The 17,778-nt window shown below is 65.3% G+C and carries 14 protein-coding genes and 7 tRNA genes; 11 read left to right on the top strand and 10 right to left on the bottom strand.

Translation table 11 applies throughout. From position 1 onward, the window contains the following. Positions 1-63: 63 nt before the first annotated feature. From AC5P65_RS08370 to AC5P65_RS08340, 7 genes are all read right to left on the bottom strand, one after another. Positions 64-966 carry a cation diffusion facilitator family transporter gene (locus AC5P65_RS08370; protein WP_111099243.1) on the bottom strand — a complete coding sequence of 301 codons (903 nt, stop codon included), beginning with the start codon at positions 964-966 and terminating at the stop codon, positions 64-66. Positions 967-994: 28 nt separating this feature from the next. Beyond that, a complete protein-coding gene (locus tag AC5P65_RS08365) occupies positions 995-3,283 on the bottom strand; it encodes an Orn/Lys/Arg family decarboxylase (RefSeq protein ID WP_019660243.1) in 2,289 nt (762 codons plus the stop codon). Positions 3,284-3,303: 20 nt separating this feature from the next. Further along, complete coding sequence (gene adiC, locus AC5P65_RS08360) at positions 3,304-4,656, bottom strand: arginine/agmatine antiporter (RefSeq protein ID WP_021204506.1); 1,353 nt, start codon at positions 4,654-4,656, stop codon at positions 3,304-3,306. Positions 4,657-4,732: 76 nt separating this feature from the next. Then, positions 4,733-6,181 (bottom strand): DcaP family trimeric outer membrane transporter, encoded by a 1,449-nt coding sequence (locus AC5P65_RS08355; RefSeq protein ID WP_111099244.1) that lies wholly within the window; start codon positions 6,179-6,181, stop codon positions 4,733-4,735. A 513-nt stretch (positions 6,182-6,694) separates the two neighbouring features. Then, positions 6,695-7,537, bottom strand: a complete 843-nt coding sequence (dsbG, locus tag AC5P65_RS08350) for a thiol:disulfide interchange protein DsbG (protein ID WP_111099245.1) — start codon at positions 7,535-7,537, stop codon at positions 6,695-6,697. Between the two features lie 30 nt (positions 7,538-7,567). Then, positions 7,568-8,371, bottom strand: coding sequence for a TlpA disulfide reductase family protein (locus tag AC5P65_RS08345; RefSeq protein WP_021204509.1), 804 nt, complete (start codon positions 8,369-8,371; stop codon positions 7,568-7,570). Between the two features lie 80 nt (positions 8,372-8,451). Beyond that, positions 8,452-9,519 (bottom strand): GlxA family transcriptional regulator, encoded by a 1,068-nt coding sequence (locus tag AC5P65_RS08340; protein WP_019660248.1) that lies wholly within the window; start codon positions 9,517-9,519, stop codon positions 8,452-8,454. Between the two features lie 184 nt (positions 9,520-9,703). On the opposite strand from AC5P65_RS08340, the gene AC5P65_RS08335 reads away from it, so the two are divergent. From AC5P65_RS08335 to AC5P65_RS08305, 7 genes are all read left to right on the top strand, one after another. Further along, positions 9,704-10,102 carry a heavy metal-responsive transcriptional regulator gene (locus AC5P65_RS08335; protein WP_111099246.1) on the top strand — a complete coding sequence of 133 codons (399 nt, stop codon included), beginning with the start codon at positions 9,704-9,706 and terminating at the stop codon, positions 10,100-10,102. A gap of 103 nt (positions 10,103-10,205) precedes the next feature. After that, positions 10,206-10,281 (top strand) — tRNA-Ala (locus AC5P65_RS08330). Positions 10,282-10,335: 54 nt separating this feature from the next. Then, a tRNA-Glu gene (locus tag AC5P65_RS08325) sits at positions 10,336-10,411 on the top strand. 186 nt (positions 10,412-10,597) lie between these two features. Beyond that, positions 10,598-10,673, top strand: a tRNA-Ala gene (locus AC5P65_RS08320). 49 nt (positions 10,674-10,722) lie between these two features. Next, positions 10,723-10,798: transfer RNA gene (locus AC5P65_RS08315), tRNA-Glu, on the top strand. A gap of 44 nt (positions 10,799-10,842) precedes the next feature. Next, positions 10,843-10,918: transfer RNA gene (locus AC5P65_RS08310), tRNA-Ala, on the top strand. A 47-nt stretch (positions 10,919-10,965) separates the two neighbouring features. Beyond that, a tRNA-Glu gene (locus AC5P65_RS08305) sits at positions 10,966-11,041 on the top strand. 95 nt (positions 11,042-11,136) lie between these two features. Here AC5P65_RS08305 and AC5P65_RS08300 read toward each other — a convergent pair. Beyond that, a complete protein-coding gene (locus AC5P65_RS08300) occupies positions 11,137-11,553 on the bottom strand; it encodes a GNAT family N-acetyltransferase (RefSeq protein ID WP_111099247.1) in 417 nt (138 codons plus the stop codon). A gap of 76 nt (positions 11,554-11,629) precedes the next feature. Here AC5P65_RS08300 and AC5P65_RS08295 point away from each other — a divergent pair, with 76 nt between their 5' ends. Beyond that, entirely contained in the window at positions 11,630-12,586 is a 957-nt protein-coding gene (locus AC5P65_RS08295) for an SOS response-associated peptidase family protein (protein ID WP_005417123.1), read from the top strand. 124 nt (positions 12,587-12,710) lie between these two features. On the opposite strand, the gene AC5P65_RS08290 is transcribed toward AC5P65_RS08295, so the two are convergent. Continuing rightward, complete coding sequence (locus AC5P65_RS08290; RefSeq protein WP_069138248.1) at positions 12,711-13,091, bottom strand: response regulator; 381 nt, start codon at positions 13,089-13,091, stop codon at positions 12,711-12,713. 132 nt (positions 13,092-13,223) lie between these two features. On the opposite strand from AC5P65_RS08290, the gene AC5P65_RS08285 reads away from it, so the two are divergent. The 3 genes from AC5P65_RS08285 (at position 13,224) to AC5P65_RS08275 (ending at position 15,477) form a co-directional block, all read left to right on the top strand. Further along, positions 13,224-13,309, top strand: a tRNA-Leu gene (locus tag AC5P65_RS08285). Between the two features lie 70 nt (positions 13,310-13,379). Continuing rightward, the gene (locus tag AC5P65_RS08280) at positions 13,380-13,922 is read left to right on the top strand and encodes a GNAT family N-acetyltransferase (protein ID WP_111099248.1); all 543 of its coding nucleotides are present in this window, start codon (positions 13,380-13,382) and stop codon (positions 13,920-13,922) included. Positions 13,923-14,037: 115 nt separating this feature from the next. Further along, positions 14,038-15,477, top strand: a complete 1,440-nt coding sequence (locus AC5P65_RS08275) for a GGDEF domain-containing protein (protein WP_111099249.1) — start codon at positions 14,038-14,040, stop codon at positions 15,475-15,477. Here AC5P65_RS08275 and AC5P65_RS08270 read toward each other — a convergent pair. Continuing rightward, complete coding sequence (locus tag AC5P65_RS08270) at positions 15,474-17,300, bottom strand: methyl-accepting chemotaxis protein (protein WP_111099250.1); 1,827 nt, start codon at positions 17,298-17,300, stop codon at positions 15,474-15,476. The two genes, AC5P65_RS08275 and AC5P65_RS08270, sit on opposite strands and share 4 nt — an antisense overlap. Between the last annotated feature and the right edge of the window lie 478 nt (positions 17,301-17,778).

Raw genomic sequence — 17,778 nt, 5'->3', positions numbered from 1 at the left:
CAGATCCGGTGCAACAGACCGGTCCGCCACGCGCAACGATCGCGCCCACGTGTAGATCCCGGCTCACGTCCACGCCGGATCGGCAGTGAAATCGATGGTCAGCCAGAACGTGCTGCCCCGCGCATCCAGCCGCACGGCGATCTCGTCGCGCATCGCATCGACCTCCCCCACTGAACCGAGCGGCGTGGCCGGATCAGCCAGCACATGGATCTCGATGAAGCGCATCCGCCCCATCTTCGCCACGTGGCTGGTGAAACCGAGGTAGCCACGCTCGGCCACGAACGCCTGCATCACCTGCTGCACGCGCCGGTCCAGATCGTCCGGCGCAACCTGCAGCACTTCACGCATGGCCTTCCACGCGCTGCGCGCCGGGACCGGCAATACCGCCAGGCTGATCAACGCCAGCACGATCGAATCCAGATACGGCACCCAGTGGTGCCACTCACCACCATGCAGGGCCAAGGCCAGCACGAAGGCCAGCACCACCGCCAGGCTCATCAGCCCGCCGAGCAGCCAGCCACGCACATCCAGCCATAACAACGCCGAGCGCAGGCGCCGCGCACGCTGCGCGACGAACGCGGCCATCGCCAGGTTGCTGGCACTCAGCAATGCCGCCCACCACAGCGCGGGCCCGAATCTCACCTCGTGCCCGCCCGTGGTCAAGCCGATCACCGCGTTGGCCAGCGCGTACACGCAGGCCAGCGACAGGATCACCCCGCCCAGCGCCTCGACCATCGGCTCAAGATGCCAATAGCCGTACTGGAAGCGCGGGCTCTGCTCCCGCGCTACCAGCCGCAGTACCGACAGCGACACCAGGGTCAACGCAACGTCGACGAGGCTGTACACGCCGTCGAACAGGATGGCCTGCGATCCCACCAGCAGGCCACCGCTGAAGCCGACCACGCTGACCGCGATGGTGACCCCGATCGAGAACTTCAGGATGCGTTGCTCGCGCGCGGTATCCATCGTTCGCCGAAGGGCCGACCGTCGCCGGTCAGGCCTTCAGTACCTCCACCTTGTACGAGGTCACATCGCCGTCGTGCTCGATGATGAGCCCGTGCACGTCCGACTCGAAGCCGGGGAAGCGGGCATTCTGCTCACGGGCGATGCGCAGCGACTGGATGATCGGCTCATCGCTGTCGCCAAAGCGCTCGCCCGGCATGATGGTCGGGATGCCCGGCGGGTACGGAACCAGCATGGTCGCCGCAATACGGCCACTGATCTGCTCGATATCGACCCGCTCGATCTCGCCCTTCACCAGGTGGTTGTAGGCGTCGGCTGGGGTCATCACCGGTGTCGGCAGATCCACGTACATCTCGCGCATCACCTTGGCCACGGCGAATTCCTGGTTGAACGAATGAAGCGCGTCGCACAGGTCGCGCAGGCCCCAACCGGCGTACGCGTTCGGATAATCAGCCGCCAGCGTGGGCAGTGCCTGGCTCAGCGGCGCGTTGCGGTCATACAGTTCCTTGAATGCCATCAGTTCGGTGACCAGGGTGCTCCACTTGCCCTTGGTGATGCCCATCGAGAACAGGAACAGCACCGAGTACAGGTTGGTCTTCTCCACGGTAATGCCGCGGCCCCACAGGAACTTGCTCAGCACCGCCGCAGGGATGCCCAGCTTGCCCATGCTGCCGTCCATCGCCAGGCCTGGGGTCAGCAGGGTCACCTTGATCGGGTCGATCAGCACATAGTCGTCGACCAGGTTCTCGAAGCCGTGCCAGTGTGCGTCCGGTTGCAGGTACCACTCTTCGCGCTTGGCCACCATCGGCGCCGGCGTATCGCCCTTGTCCAGACTGCGCTCGAGCCTGGTCGGCTGCCATACGCTGAACCACCAGTCGTCGCGCCCCAGGTCATCGCGGACATGCAGCATCGCGCGGCGGAAGGCAATCGCCTCGTCATGCATTTCCTGCACCAGCGAGCGGCCGGCATCGCCTTCCATCATCTTCGAGGCCACGTCACAGGCCGCGATCACCCCGTAATGCGGGCTGGTCGAGGTATGCATCATGAACGACTCGTTGAAGCGCTCGGCATCCAGGTTCCGTTGCGCCGAGTTGCGCACGTGGATCATCGACGCCTGCGAGAACGCCGCCAGCAGCTTGTGGGTGGAATGCGTGGTGAAGATGATCGCATCCTGCTCACGCGGCTTGCCCTTGGCCATGCCGTAGTGGTTCTCGTAGAAAGGATGGAACGCGGCGTAGGCGTACCAGGCTTCGTCGAAATGCAGGAAATCGACCGCGCTGCCGATTTCGTCGGCAATCTTCTCGGCGTTGTAGCACAGGCCGTCGTAGGTCGAGTTGGTCACCACCGCGATGCGCGGCTTGGAGCCAGCCTGATAGGCCTTGCTGGCCAGCGGATTGGCGGCGATGCGCTGCTGCAACGATTCCGGCGTGAACTGATCCAGGCTGATCGGGCCAATGATGCCGTGTGCATTGCGGCTGGGGGTGAAGTACACCGGTACCGCGCCGGTCATGATCAACGCATGCAGCAGCGACTTGTGGCAGTTGCGGTCGACGAACACCACGTCGCCGCGCGCCACCGTGCCATGCCAGACGATCTTGTTGGCGGTGGAGGTGCCATTGGTGACGAAGAAGGTATGGTCGGCACCGAAGTTGCGCGCCGCCTCTTCCTCGGCATCCTTGATCGGGCCGGTGTGATCCAGCAGTGAGCCCAGCTCCGGCACCGAGATCGACAGATCGCTGCGCAGGGTGTTCTCACCGTAGAACTGGTGGAATGCACGGCCCACCGGTGACTTGGTGAACGCCACACCACCGGCATGGCCCGGCGTGTGCCAGGAGTAGTTCGACTCGGCCGCATGGTGGATCAACGCCTTGAAGAACGGGGGCAGCAGGTTCTTCATGTAGTCTTCGGCCGCGCGCATCACCTGCCGCGAGATGAAGCTCTTGGTGTCTTCGAACAGGAAGATGAAGCCGTGGATGTATTTGAGCAGCTTGCTCGGCACTTTCTCGATGGTGCGGCGCTCGCCGTACAGGAACACCGGCAGGTTGGCGCGGCGCGCGCTCTGCTCGCGCAGGAAAGCGGTCAGGCGCTGGAACTCGCCATCCACCTCTTCACTGCCGTCGATCGAGATCAGCACCGCCGAGGCCGCCACGTAGGTGCGGGCGCCGGCCCGGGCATCATCCAGGTTCAGCCCGCACAGCACGCGCTGGTCATTGCTGCGCAGCTCTTCCACCAGCGCCCGGATCAGGATGCCGCCGATGCGCGGCGACTCGTAGTCGTTGTCGATGACAATGACCGGATAGTCCAGGGACTTGAAGTACACGTCGATTCTCCTTGTCGAACTCAGGAATGCCGGGCGCCGGCGCTGATGGCCGATGCCTCGCGGGCGCGCTGCCGCTGCTGGCGGCGCTCCTCGCTGAAGAAGGGATAGAACACGGTGATGAACAGCACGAACAGGAAGGCGTACTGCACGATGGTTCCCGACGAGCCGTAGATCGCCCACAGGCAGTACACGACGGTCAGGCTGGTGAGCGTCCAGAACGCACCGGTGTGGACCAGGGTGTGCGAGCGCTCGACCACGAAGTAGCAGGCCACGCACGAGTAGATGTAGGGCAGCAGGGTCAGCACCACCGCCGCCGACGTGATCACGTCGAACTGGGCCGATGCGGTTTCCGAGGTGGAGGTGACCAGCACTGCCAGGGTCATCAGCACGGCCACGATCAGCACGCCCTTGACCGGCACGTCGTCCTTGTTGGTCTTGCTGAAGATGCTCGGGAACAGGCCATCATCGGAGGCCGCCTTGGCACTCTGCGCGGTCAGCAGGATCCAGCCACCCAGCGAACCGGCCGCGCCGATGAACGCGCACAGGCTGACCAGTGCACCGCCCCAGCCGCCGACGGCCTTGGCCGCGGCCAACGCGAACGGTGCGTCGGACACCTGCAGTTCCGCGTTCGGCACCATGCCCATGATTACCGAGGAACTGGCGATGTAGGCAATGGCAGCCAGGAACACGCCGGCCAGCGTCGCGCGGGCGACGTTCTTCTCCGGATTTTCGACCACACCGGCAGTCACCGATGCAGACTCGACGCCGATGAAGGCCCACAGGGTCAGTGCCGCGGCGCTCGAGATCGCACCGAAGTTCGACTCGCCAGACACGTTGTAGGCGCCCTTGAAGATGTCGGCATCGAAGAAGAACCAGCCGAAAATTGCGATGCCCAGGATCGGCACCAACGCAAAGCTGGTGGTGACCGTCTGCACGCGGCTGACGAAGGCCGGGCCGATCACGTTGGCAAAGCTCAGTGCCCACACCAGCACCAGCACCGCGATGCAACGCACCAGTGGCTCGGACAGGATCGGGAAGAAATAGCTGAAATAGCCCACCGCCGCGATCGGGATGGCGACGTTGCCGATCCAGTTGGCGAACCAGTAGATGGTGTTGGTCTGGAAGCCCATGTACGGCCCGAACCAGTCGCGCGCGTAGGCATAGGGACCGCCCGCCTTTGGGGCGAGCTTGCCCAGCTTGGCAAACACGAAGGCCAGCAGCAGCGCACCGGCAGTGGTGATCAGCCAGCCCCAGATCGAGGCGGTACCGATCTTGGCCAGGCTGGACGGCAGCAGGAACACGCCTGAGCCCATCATGTTGCCGGCGACGAGGAAGGTGGCTCCGACCACCCCGATTTTCTTTGCTTCTGCCATGACGATCTCCGGTACTGGCATGAGCCCGGCAGCACCGGGCGTGGGGACGGTTGCGCTGGCTTACGACCGCTGGCGCCTATTTGATGAAGTTGTATTGCAGGCTGCCCTGCACCCGGACCGTGTCGCCGCGTGCGCCGCCCTGCTGTTCCAGGCGGCCGTACAGCAGCTCCATGCCCATCGTCCACGACGGCGCGGGGCTCCAGATCAGGTTGAATACGCCGTACCGGCTCTGCCGGAAGGCATCGGCCGCCAGTGCGGCATTCCGCTCCAGGGTCAACTGGCCGAAGATCAGGTTCGATCGCCACAGCTCGGACCAGTAGTGGGTATAGCCGACGAAGCCGCCGTGCAGGTCCAACGCGTCGAGGCGGCCATCGGCACCGACCACCGCGTCCAGCCCGGAGCCGGTCAGGTCGGCGGTATAGCGGCTGAGACCGCGCCCTCCCAGCGCACCGAACAACAGCAGGTCGCGCTCGCCCACCGACGCCGAGCCGCTCAACTGCACGCCGCCAGCCATGCGCCGGTCGCGCTCGTTGTCACCGTCGTATGCCAGGCTGCGTGCCACTGCGCCCAGTTGCAGGTGGCCCCAGTCGCGTTCCATGCGCGCAGTGACGGTCACGTCCGGCAGACGGTTCACTGCAGCGCGCTCTTCGCTGGCACCGGCAAGTTCGGTCTTCGGATCTTCGGCGGCGACGGTCAGAATGTTGCCCTTGCCCAGCGCAAAGCTGTGGTGGATGCCGGCCACCAGCAGATAGCCCGCGCCGCCTGGACCAGCGAAATCCAGCGTGTCGGGCAGGCTGTCCGGATCCATGAAACTGGAATAGCCATAGCCGGCATAGGTGTTGCCGAGCTGGCCATAGGCGTGACGCAGGCGGAATTCGTAGCCATCGCTGCTGCCGAAGAAGTCGTTTTCCAGGTAGAAGCGGAGGTTGCCGTGCGTGGTCGGGCGCCGCGCCTCGAAACTGAAGCGGGTCTGCTTGGCGTGGATGTTGAAGTTGGACACGTCACGGTGGCTGCCACCGACCGGCATCGACGAAGGAATGAACTGGTCCTCGTCACCGGCTGCGCGGGAATCCGCGATGGCATCCAACTTGGCATAGCCGCCGATGCGGATCACCGTATCAGTGCCGGGAATGGCAAAGAACCCCTTCAGATCGGGATCGGTCGGGCCCGCGGCACTGTCCGGACGCGATGCCGCCGTGGATGGATCGGCGACCGAATCGCGTTGTGGCAATACGGGCTGGGCGACACCCGGCACCTGGGTGGGATGGATCACCCCCGTCGTGGCCGCTGTGGGGGCGAAAGATAACGCTCCGGGCTTCGCCTGTGCCTGCGGCTGCGCCTGCACAGGCGCATGATCCCGCTGCTCCAGCCGATCCAACCGCTGCTGCATGCCTTCCAGCGCCTGGCGCATGGCGGCAATCTCACGCCGCAGTGCCTGCGCATCCTGCGCATCACCCTGTTGCGCGTACGCCGGCATGACCGCCAGTGCCCCGAGACATGCCAGATTCAGTACCGCCAAACGCATTGCATCCTCCCCGGACGAACACTCGCATCACGGTTCCGGAGCGCACGCATGCGCCGCCCTGGCCTCGCGTTGCCGTTGCTGGAAATGCGGGTACTGCGTCGACGACACCAGTCAGCCTGCACGCGGCAGACAACAGGACAATGACACTGCCCCGCCTCTATCCATGTCGCTTCCATCAAGGCCGCGCAGCCAGAGAGGTGGCGACCGCAGCAGTCTGGGTAACAATCAGGGAGTGAGAGTGTCGTGAATGGCTGTGCCGACCTGTCCGCATCCGGGCAGCCGCGGCGCGGCATCCATGGCGCATTGACGCTGTATTCCATGCGTCACAGGCTAGTCCGCCTGTCGTTTTTGGCCTTGATTGGAATCAAGGCGTGATGTTTGATCTCAGTCACGATTCAGCCGTGACGACGAACAGCCCATGCGCAAGCAGTTGTGTTCGCCTGGGGCCTGGAACGCAACAGGCCCGCACATCACCATGCGGGCCTGTGGTCGACATCATGATGCAGGCTCAGATCAGCGCGGGCCGAGCACCGTCTGCAGGTCATCCCCCTGCGGCAGACCGGCGCGGCGCTGCACCTGGCCCTGCGCATCCTGGAACAGGATACCCGGCGTGCCCTGGAACCCCATCTCGACCATCAGCACCTGGTTGGCGTCGAGCTTGCCCGCGATGTCGCGGCTGATGCTCGGCAGGGCCTTGATGCCGCCACGGTCGAACTGGTGCTCGTTCTGAAGCAGGGCCGCGCTCGGGTCACGCGCGGAGAGGATCGCTGCCGCCTTGGCCGGACTGTCCTCACGGATGACGCCGACCATGATGTGGCGCAGTTGTACCTTGCCTGCATCCACCCACGGACGCGCCGCCTCCCAGAATTTGTGGCAGTAAGGGCAATTGGCATCGCTGAAGGTGTAGACCACGCGTGGCGCATCGGCCTTGCCGTCAGGCACCCACGCGCTGGCTTCCAGCTTGCTCCACATCCTGGCGGACATCGGCGAGGCGACCAGCTTCTCAACCGCCTCTGCGGCTACATCATTGCCTTCCGCGTCGAACAGACTGCCGACCAGTACGTGCTTGCCATCGGCAGTGACATAGGCCGCCGCCGGCTGCTGGCCACCGACCACGCCAGCGAAGCCCCGCAGGCCTTCGGGGGCATCGAACTCGGCAACGACCTCGAAACCGTGCTTCTCGATGCCCTTCAGCACCGCAGGGCGGTCGCCCTTGTTGGCAGCAGCTGCGGCGCTCGCGGCCGGTGGCGCAGCGCTCTTGCCCGGCGGCATCTGTGCCTGGCTGCAGGCGGCCAATGCCAGCAGGACCGGCAGCAACAGCACCGCGGGGGCGGCGCGCAGGGAAGTCGACAACATGGGAACTCCGTAGTGAGATGCCCGCGCAGGCTACCGCAGCCGACGCAGTTTGTGTTCAAGACCGGCTGCCGTCAGTTCGCCGAGGTGCAGCTCTCGCAGGCGCCCTTCCGCGTCGAAGAACAGGGTCGAGGGATAGGCCTGCACGCCCAGCGCCGTAGAAGCCGCAGCGTCGCCGTCCAGCAATACGTTGTCCAGCATAAGGCGTTCGCGCGCAACAAAACCCTGGACCTCGTCGAGGGTTTCACCCTGATTGAGGAACACGAACTGCACCTCCGCATGCGCCTCCTGCGCGGCTGCCAATACCGGCATCTCGCGTCGGCAGGGACCACACCAGCTGGCCCAGAGGTTCAACACCAGTGGCTTGCCACGGAACTGCTGCAGATCAACCCTGCCCCCCTCCAGGTCAGCAACCTGCACTGCTGGCAGGGGCATCTGCCGCGCCTGCCATGCGGACAGCAGTTGGCTGCCACCCGCCCACAGCAGCACCCCTGCCAACGACGCGCCCAGCACGGGCATGCGTAACGCCCGCCACGGGCGTAGTCGCCACAGCCCCCATGCCAATCCCGCAACCAGGACGATCACCAGGTGATAACCGCCATCGGCAATCTGCAGAATGCCCCACGGCGCCTCGCGGTACAGCGTGAAGTTCAAGGCTACGAAACTGATGCGGCCGCACAGCAGGCCGACCAGCAACATGTCCAGAACCATGCTGGGTGCAGAAGGCAGCGGCATGCCGTCCTTCCTGCGTGACCACAGGCGAGCCACAGCCATCGCCAGCAAAACGCACGCGAGAATCAACACCACCGGCATCGGCACCGGCCCAACGCTCGACATCAAACCACCTGTTCAATCGTCCACTGACTGCATGGTCGAAGTGTCGCGCCCCGGTTGCAAGCGCGACGATGTTGGCGCCGTCAGGCCGCGCTTCGCCCGTGTTGCATCACCGACGGCGATTGCAGCCCACGCAGGCTGCCCGCCACCGATGGCATCAACGGCCGCTCACGGCGCTTGCTGTTGACGTGACGCCGATAGTTGGCTGGCGTCATGCCCACGATGCGTAGAAACAACCTGCGGAAAGCACTCTGGTCAGCGTAGCCGACGCCCCAGGCCACCTCGTCGATGCCTGCTCCCTGCTGCAACAGGGTCTGGGCCTTGGCGATGCGCAGCCGTTGGCAGTATTCGATCGGCCGCAGGCCGGTGGCCTTGAGGAACCGCCGCTGCAGCGTGCGCGGCTCCAGCCCGGAAACCTCGCAGATCGCGGCAAGCGTGGCGCCGCGTGCGGCCGTGGTGTGCAGCCAGCGCTGCGCCTTCAACACATCACGATCGCCATGTGCGAAGTTGGCACTGAAGCGTTCAAGATCCTGCTGGATCGTGGCGGGCACGGTGATGCCCAGTTGCTGCGCGACCGCGCTGGCCACGCCCTGCCCATGCAGCCGGTACAGCAGGCGCAGCCCCAGGAAGCGCCAGGCCTGGACCCCACCGACCGTCAGCAGGTCGCCGTCATCCACCAGTGCCCGCTCGCTCGGCACCCAGCTCGCTGCCTGCGCCAGCAGGCCTGGATGGCGCCCCAGATCGGGGCCACTGACCGTGCGTCCCGCCAGCAACCCTGCCCGTGCGAGCACGCTGACGCCATCACTGGCAGCGGCCAGCAGGCTGCCGCCGTCGTAGTGTGCGCGCAGCCAGTCCAGCAGGACCTCGTCCGCGCGCAGGCACGCGCCGGCACTGATCTGGCCGGGAACCGCAATCACGGCCGGAATGGCCGCATCAAGCATTTCCGCACCGGCAATACGATGCACACCGGTCTGGCTGGCCGGCACGATCCAGCGGGTGACCAGCACCCGCTTGAACGGCCGACGCTGCTGCTGGGCCAGGCGATTGGCAACGTGCGCCATTTCGGCCAGAACGGAGGCGGCGGACGGATCACCTCCGGGGTACTCGACCACCGCGATCTCGACGAATCCTTCGTTCCTGAATCCTTCCACAGCCCCTCCTCGCTTCGTTGCAGGCCATCGAACGGCCGGTTCAGGCGAAGGGTAGGAACTGGGCCAGCGGCGGGGCTATGAAGAAAGTTGCAAAGTGCCCTGAATGCGCGCCCCCGGACCCAGCCTTGACTCTCGACCAGACTCCATCCTTCAAAATGACCGGCAGCATCCGCAGGAATCCGCCATGAACATTGGACAACTGGCCCGCCAGGCGGGCGTGCCGATCGATACGGTGCGCTACTACGAACGGCAGCAGCTGCTGCCGACCGCTGCCCGCTCGGCGGGCGGTTACCGCATCTTCGGTGAGCAGGACCTGCGCCGGCTGCGATTCATCCGCCGCGCCAAGGCACTGGGCTTCAGCCTGGAAGAGATCGGCGATCTGCTCGCACTGAGCGATCACCACTCACAGGACATGGCCAGCGTGCGCGATACCGCGCAGGCACGCCTGCAGGACATCTCACAGCGAATGACGGAGCTGCAACGCATGCACACCGCACTTTCGCAGCTGGTCGACGCCTGCCCCGGCCACGGCACCCTGGATCAGTGCCCAATCCTGGCGGCGCTGACCGACGGCGCCGACTGAGTACGTGTGATCGTCGTTCCCTTCGCAACGCGCGTGAAGAAAAGTGCAACAAATGCTTGCCAACCCTCTGGGGCAAGGCTATTATTTCGCTCCTCAGCGACGTGGGGCCATAGCTCAGCTGGGAGAGCGCCTGCATGGCATGCAGGAGGTCAGCGGTTCGATCCCGCTTGGCTCCACCAATCTTTCGGCATTAGGCCGTCGAAAGGTCGCTAAAGAACATTGATGAGAATTGCGTCCCCATCGTCTAGAGGCCTAGGACATCACCCTTTCACGGTGGCGACCGGGGTTCGAATCCCCGTGGGGACGCCACTCATCACGAACAACGAGGACCCGGCCGATAACCGGGTCTTTTTTGTTCACCGCCTACCGGCATTCAGGTTGTGGCGTTGCGGTTCCCCTGCCCTTGGTGGCAAAGGTTGAACCGGGACGAAAAAAAGTTCGAAAAAAGCTTCCACAAACGTGAACACGCAGGTATGATAGGCGGCTCGGTAACACGGGGCCATAGCTCAGCTGGGAGAGCGCCTGCATGGCATGCAGGAGGTCAGCGGTTCGATCCCGCTTGGCTCCACCACTTTCGACATTAGGCCGTCGAAAGTTCTACAACTTGAAGTTTTTCGTGCGTCCCCATCGTCTAGAGGCCTAGGACATCACCCTTTCACGGTGGCGACCGGGGTTCGAATCCCCGTGGGGACGCCAGTTTCAAAACGGACTCTGCTCCTGGCAGATATCCAGAGTTTCATGGGGCCATAGCTCAGCTGGGAGAGCGCCTGCATGGCATGCAGGAGGTCAGCGGTTCGATCCCGCTTGGCTCCACCACTTCGACATTAGGCCGTCGAAGGATCTACAACTTGAAGTTTTCGTGCGTCCCCATCGTCTAGAGGCCTAGGACATCACCCTTTCACGGTGGCGACCGGGGTTCGAATCCCCGTGGGGACGCCAATTCTTGAAAACCCCGGCTTCGGCCGGGGTTTTTCTTTGCCCGCGATCTGCCATCAAACCGCCCTGCGCGTAGATGGCTTCACCCCGCCCACGGCTCAGAACCGCCGATACATCCCGATCGATGCCGGTGCAGTCGGTTCGAAACCAAACTGCGCATACAGCCGATGCGCCTCGCCATCGGCCAGCAGGCTGACGTACGCCGACGGCGGCAGGTTGGCCTGCATCCAGCCGTCCAGCCGCCGCATCACTTCCTTGCCCAGGCCCTGCCCCTGCAAACGCGGCAGCACCGCGATATCACAGACCTGCAGGTGGCAGCCGCCATCGCCGACGATACGGCCCATCGCCACAAGTTCTGCACCCTGGTAAGCGCACACGCCGAACAACGTATTGGGCAGCGCGCGGGCGGCTGCTTCGCGGGACTTGGCGCTGAGGCCTGCGAGCACGCGCAACTGGCAGTAGTCCTCGACCGTGGGTACGGCTTCGCGGAACTGGCAGGTGATGGAACCATTCATGCGGCATCTCCGGATGGGTCGGGCTATCCTGCCGCATCCACGTCGCAGCCGCTGCGACCCAGGCCCAAAGAGTCCCATGTGCTATTCCGCCCTGATCCGCGCTGACTACGCCAAGCTGGTACGCGAGTTCGGCGCCATCCTGTCGCTGGAGGACTTCGCCGAGCTGTACGCACACGATCCGGGCAAGAAGCGGCCGAAGACCCCGAAGGCGATGGATGACGGATTCGCCGGTGCGCGTACCGAACAGGGGCGGGACATCGTGGCGAAGATCCAGCAATGGCATGCGCAGGAGCAACAGGCACTGGAGGCCGAACTGGCCCGGCAACGCGAACGACGCGATATTGCCCATGCCACGCTGGCCACCCGGCCCACGCAGAAGGCGCGCAACGACCTGCGCGTGGCCGGCAACCGCATCGAGCGCGCACAGGCCCGGCTGGAAGACCTGCATCGGGTGCAGCTGCTGCCGCGTGACAACCGCATTTTCCCCGGCACCTACGCACCGGTGATGGTCAGCGAGAACGGCCAGCGCGTGATCAGGCCGATGCGCTACCAGTGCCGGCTGCCGGACAAGCCGGCGCGCAACGACGTGCTTTACCCCGGCACCTACAATGCGCGGCGCGACAGCCTGGAAGGTTACTGGCGGGGTGCGTTCGGACTGCGCCATGGCGTGGTGGTGGTACAGGCGTTCTACGAGCACGTGCCCCGCCACGCCATCGCCGGCCGCACCCTCGGTGCCGACGAAAAGGAACAGGACGTGGTGCTCGAATTCCGTCCCGATCCGCCCCGCGACCTGCTGCTGGCCTGCCTCTGGGCAGAATGGGAAGGACCGGAAGGCCGCCTGCTGTCGTTTGCCACGATCACCGACGCACCGCCCAGCGACGTCGCCGCTGCCGGGCATGACCGCGGCGTAGTGCCGATCCGCAAGGAACACCTCGACGCCTGGCTCAACCCCGAACCGGATGACCTGGCGCGCCAGTACCGCATCCTCGACGACCGCGAGGAGATCCGTTACGTGTACGAGGAAGCGGGCTGAGCGCCGGACGCAATTGAAAAACCCCGCCTGGGCGGGGTTCCTGGATCAGGGGTTGCCGCCGAACTTCGCAGACGCGAGCATTCAGCCGTCGGCAGTATCCCCCTGCCGGTCCGTGGCGGACGGCTCAGGCCTTGACGCTGGAGCGACCCACCGCTCGCGCCAGCGCGCGTGACAGATCAGCCGACAGGTACGGCTTGACCAGCAGCAGGCCGGCCAACATCGGCGCCGGCAGCTGCTCGGCCAGCATCCCGGTGGCCAGCACGAACGGAATGCCACGCGATGAAAGCGCTGCAGCCACCGGCTCACTGGTCTCGTTGCGGGCCAGCCGGTAATCCAGCAGGGCCACGTCAGGAGTGCTCTGCTCCAGCAGCCGCAGGGCCTCGGACACACTCGCTGCGAGGCCAACCACGACCGCACCGGCATGCACCAGCTGCATCTGCAGCAGGGCCGCGCTCATTTCGTCGTTCTCGACCACCAGCACCCTCAGGTCCTGCAACACTGTCATCGGCTACCGCTCCTGGAGGCAATTGCACGCTGGGAGTATAGCTATCAAGAGGCCAATGCCGACAGAAACCGCCCTCATAGGCCCTCCTACTATGCATCGCCTGCCGACCTCGGTTACACTCGCACGCTGCCTGCCGGTGTGGCGGAATGGTATACGCAGCTGACTCAAAATCAGCCGGGGGTGACCCCATGAAGGTTCGAGTCCTTTCACCGGCACCACTGCATCAAAGGCCAGGTCCATGACCTGGCCTTTTGCATTCCCCGGGTCCGAGCGCCGACACTGGCAGGCATGCCCCAGCATGTCCTGCCCACGCTTGCCGACAGCCTTCCCGCGCGCTTGCGCATCCTGCTGGCGTCCGATGCCGCCGCCTGGTCCCACTACCTCTCGCTGCCAGGCGTGATCGAGCACACCAGCTGGGGCGACGTTTCCGAACAGGCGCTGGCGCAGCAGATCACCCGCTATCTGGCTGATGCATCCGATCAGCGCTGGGCGCTGGTGGACGCCGACGACCAGCTGATCGGCACCGTCGGCCTGAACGGCATCGACCCACGGCATGGCCGCGGCGAACTCGCCTATGACCTTGACCCACGCTGGCAGGGACAGGGACTGGCCACGCATGCGGCGCGAGCGGTACTCGACTGGGCGCACGGCACCTGTGGGCTGGTTCGCGTCCAGGCGACCGTTCTGGACAGCAATGCCCGCTCGATCGCCCTGCTGGAACGCCTCGGCATGCAGCGCGAGGGGTTGCTGAGCGCCTATCGCCATGTGCGGGGACAGCCCCGCGACTTCTGGATGTATGCCCATATCGAAGACGCTGTGTCATCCCGCTGAAATTCGAATGTGACGTCCAGCAAGGTTTCAAATAGACCGGGCGCACACTTTTCTTGCCAGCCTCACCTACTTCTGCCTATCGTGATCCCAGCCGGATCTGGGGGCGGGGGAATGCATGACGTTGCGTGCGGCACTGTTTTTCATGGTCGCGCACGCGCTCGTCATTGCCTTGATCGGCCCGCAGGACCCGATTGGCTCCTACCTGATGCTGATCACCGCGCCGCTTCTGGCCGCCATGGCCTGCGTGCGGCGCGCGCGCGACAGCCAGGCGGCCTGCAAATGGCGAACGCTGGGCGCTGCCGTCGGCCTGTTCTCTCTGGCCTTGCTGGCCCTGCTGTATCGCAATGTGGCCGGCCTCGGCCCTGCGCAGATGACCGTATCGTCGCTGATCCTGTACGTGTTCTACCGGATCCCTCTGACCTACGTGGCTGCCAGCCCGGGCGGCGGCAACCGCGGTATCCGTGCGGTGGACCTGATGATCATCGCGCTGCTTTGGCTGCTGTACTTCGAGCATACGCGGGCAATGGCGCACCTGAACACCGCCTTGTGGACGCAGTGCCTGCACACCATGAGCAACGTGCAGAACAGCCTGGTGTTCTGCTTCGCGCTGATCCGCTTCCTTGCCGAGGACAATGCCGACCGCCGCGACTTCTTCCGCACGTTGACGATCTACGCGCTGAGCTACTTCCTGCTGGCGTTCTACATCAACACCTGGCAGCCGCAGGTACCCGAGGGTGGCTGGGGGGACCTGCTGATCAGCGGATTGTTCGTGCTGCTGGCGATGCTGGCCGGCAGCACGCACCGCCCGCCGGCGGAGGCTGTGCCGCGCAGCCTCCGTCGCATCGTCGATGCCGGCGTGCCGCTGATGCTGCCGTTGCTGCTGATGATGGTGGCTCTGCTGGTGGCACGCCTGCAGCCGGCCCTGGCCACAGTGGGGTTCATCGGCGCCATGCTCGGCTATGCCCTGCGCAGCGTACTGACCCAGGTGCAGATCCAGCGCGAGCGCGACGAACTGGCGCTGCTGGCCCGGCGCGATCCGTTGACCGGTCTGGGCAACCGGCGCAATTTCGATGAATCGCTCGGCAGCGCGCACGGCCGCGCCCGTCGCCAGGGCGTGGGGCTGGCGGTGCTGATGATCGACATCGATCACTTCAAGCGACTCAACGACACCTACGGCCACCCGGAAGGCGATCGCCGCCTGCAGGCGGTCGCCGCAATCCTCGATGGCTGCCTGCAACGCGGTGATGACCTCCTGGCCCGCTACGGGGGCGAGGAGTTCATCGCCGCCCTGCCCGCGCCCGACGCCGCCCATGCCCTGAGCCTGGGCGAGCGCCTGCGCGCCGCCGTGGAAGCCGCCGCCCTGCCCGCCACCGAGGCCCACGTGACCATCAGCATCGGCGTGGCCTGGCAGGCTGCGCATGAGGCGGGCGACCCGCGCGGCCTGGTCGAGCGGGCCGACCAAGCCCTGTACCAGGCCAAGCATGCCGGCCGCAACTGCGTGCATGCTGCCCCGGCCATCGAGGCCGGGGAACAACACGCCAATCGGCGCGCCTAGACCGCGCGCAGCACCGCCCCACCGTGCAGGTGCCCGGCCCCGCCCTGCACCCGGAAGCTGGCCACCGTCTGCAGCAGCTGCGCCGACTGCTCTTCCATGCTGCGCGCTGCGGCCGAGGCTTCCTCGACCAGCGCGGCGTTCTGCTGGGTGCCCTGGTCGATCAGATCGACGGCATGGTTCATCTGCTGGATGTCGTCGCTCTGCTGCTGCGCGGCCGTGCTGATCTCGGACATCAGATCACTGACACGGCGCACATTGACCACGATCTCGTCCATGGTGCGTCCGGCGCTCTCAACCTGCGCGGTACCGGCGCCGACATTGGCCACCGACGCATCGATCAGCTGCTTGATCTCCTTCGCGGCACTGGCCGAGCGCTGCGACAGTTCGCGGATCTCGGTGGCGACCACGGCGAAGCCACGCCCGTGTTCGCCCGCACGCGCTGCTTCCACCGCCGCGTTCAACGCAAGGATGTTGGTCTGGAAAGCAATGCCGTCGATCACCCCGATGATGTCGACGATGCGCCGCGATGAGGCATTGATCACCGCCATCGTCTCGACCACCTCATGCACCACATTGCCGCCCCGCGCGGCGACATCGGCTGCCCCACCGGCCAGCTGGCTGGCCTGGCGGGCATTGGTTGCGGTGCGCTGCACCGTCTCGGCAAGACCCTTCATCGACACCGCAGTCTCCTCCAGCGAGGCCGCCTGCTGCTCGGTGCGCTGCGACAGGTCGCTGTTGCCCTGCGCGATTTCAGTCGCACCCACGGCGATGGTGTCGGCCGCGAACTTGATCTGGCCGATGATCGCGGCCATCGCCTCGACCAGCGAATTCACGCCTTCGCACAACTCGGCAATCGGCCCGCTCTTGTCGGCGGTGGCTACGCGCTGGGTCAGGTCACCCAGCTTGGCGGCAGCCACCACCTCTCGGGTCTGCGCCACGGCGCGCTGCATGGCCTGGTTCTCGTGCACCTGCGCGGTGATGTCGGCGGCATACTTCACGACCTTGAACGGCTTTCCGTTGAGGTCGAGGATGGGGTTGTAGGAAGCCTGGATCCAGACCTCGCGCCCGTCCTTGCCCAGGCGCCGATACTGGCCCGCATCATATTCGCCGCGCCCAAGTTTCTCCCAGAACTGGCGATATTCCACGCTGCTGCGATGCCCGGGCTCGACAAACAACGAATGGTGCTGCCCGCGCACTTCGTCCAGGCTGTAGCCGGTCACCGCCAGGAATTTGTCATTGGCCGACAGGATGCGGCCATCCATGCTGAACTCGATCACCGCCTGAGACTTGGCGATCGCCGCAAGTTGCCCCGCCGAGTCGGCCGCCTGCAGCTTCTGCTGGGTGATGTCGGTCGCGAACTTGACCACCTTGTAGGGCCGCCCCTGCCGATCCAGCACCGGGTTGTACGAGGCCTGGATCCAGATCTCGCGCTGGCCCTTGCCGAACCGGCGGTACTGCCCGGCGTCGTATTCGCCGCGCCCCAAGCGCGCCCAGAAGTCGCGGTACTCGGCGCTGCGCGCCTGCTCGGGGTCGACGAACAGGGAATGATGCCTGCCCTGGATCTCCTCCAGCCGGTACCCCATCGCCTGCAGGAAATTGTCATTGGCCTGCAGGATGGTTCCGTCGAGCGCGAACTCGATGACGGCCTGCACGCGATGCAGCGCGGCCACCTGCGCTTCCAGCTCGGTGCGGTCGGTCACCGCCTTCTCTGTGCGGGTGCGTTGCTGTGGCGCCAGTACGCCAAGCAGCGCACGCCACGGCGACCAACGGGTATGCAGCTCGGCCGGCGCCTGCGCGCCCGCCGTGAAGCCTGGAATGAGCATTGTCTGATCCTCGGTGTCCGGTAAGCGGTTGTGACCCGACGGGCGGGATGCCCGGCGGCAACATCAGTTGCCAGGGACTACAGGTGCCAACCGGCACCTCTCGAGCGACTGCCAAGAACGTCTGCTGCGGCTGCGATCGGGATCTGGAAGCGGCGGAACACACTGCGCGGACCGCCCATCGGGGGCAGTCTGGGGTCCTGCGGCGGGTAACTGGAGCGGGATCCAGAGGGAGTATCGGCGATGCCGTCGGCCGCTTTAGCGGCATTCCGCGACGTCCGTCGCAACTCCGTCCATTACAGGCGGAATGCGGTGGACGATTGCCGTGTACTTCACACCTTTCTCACGTGCCTCCGCCTTCACACCGAGGCATTGGGCCAATGAACGGCTGGACCGGATCCGTTCCGCCACCGGTTGGCGGAACGCTGTACAGCGCAGGCGCCGGGAGGCAGCCGACCACATCGCCCACAGAAGGATGCAG

The sequence above is a fragment of the Stenotrophomonas sp. YJH_SMC_48-3 genome (assembly GCF_059369375.1).
The sequence above is the reverse complement of the archived record's forward strand: the minus strand, read 5'-3'. Positions and strand labels throughout refer to the sequence as shown.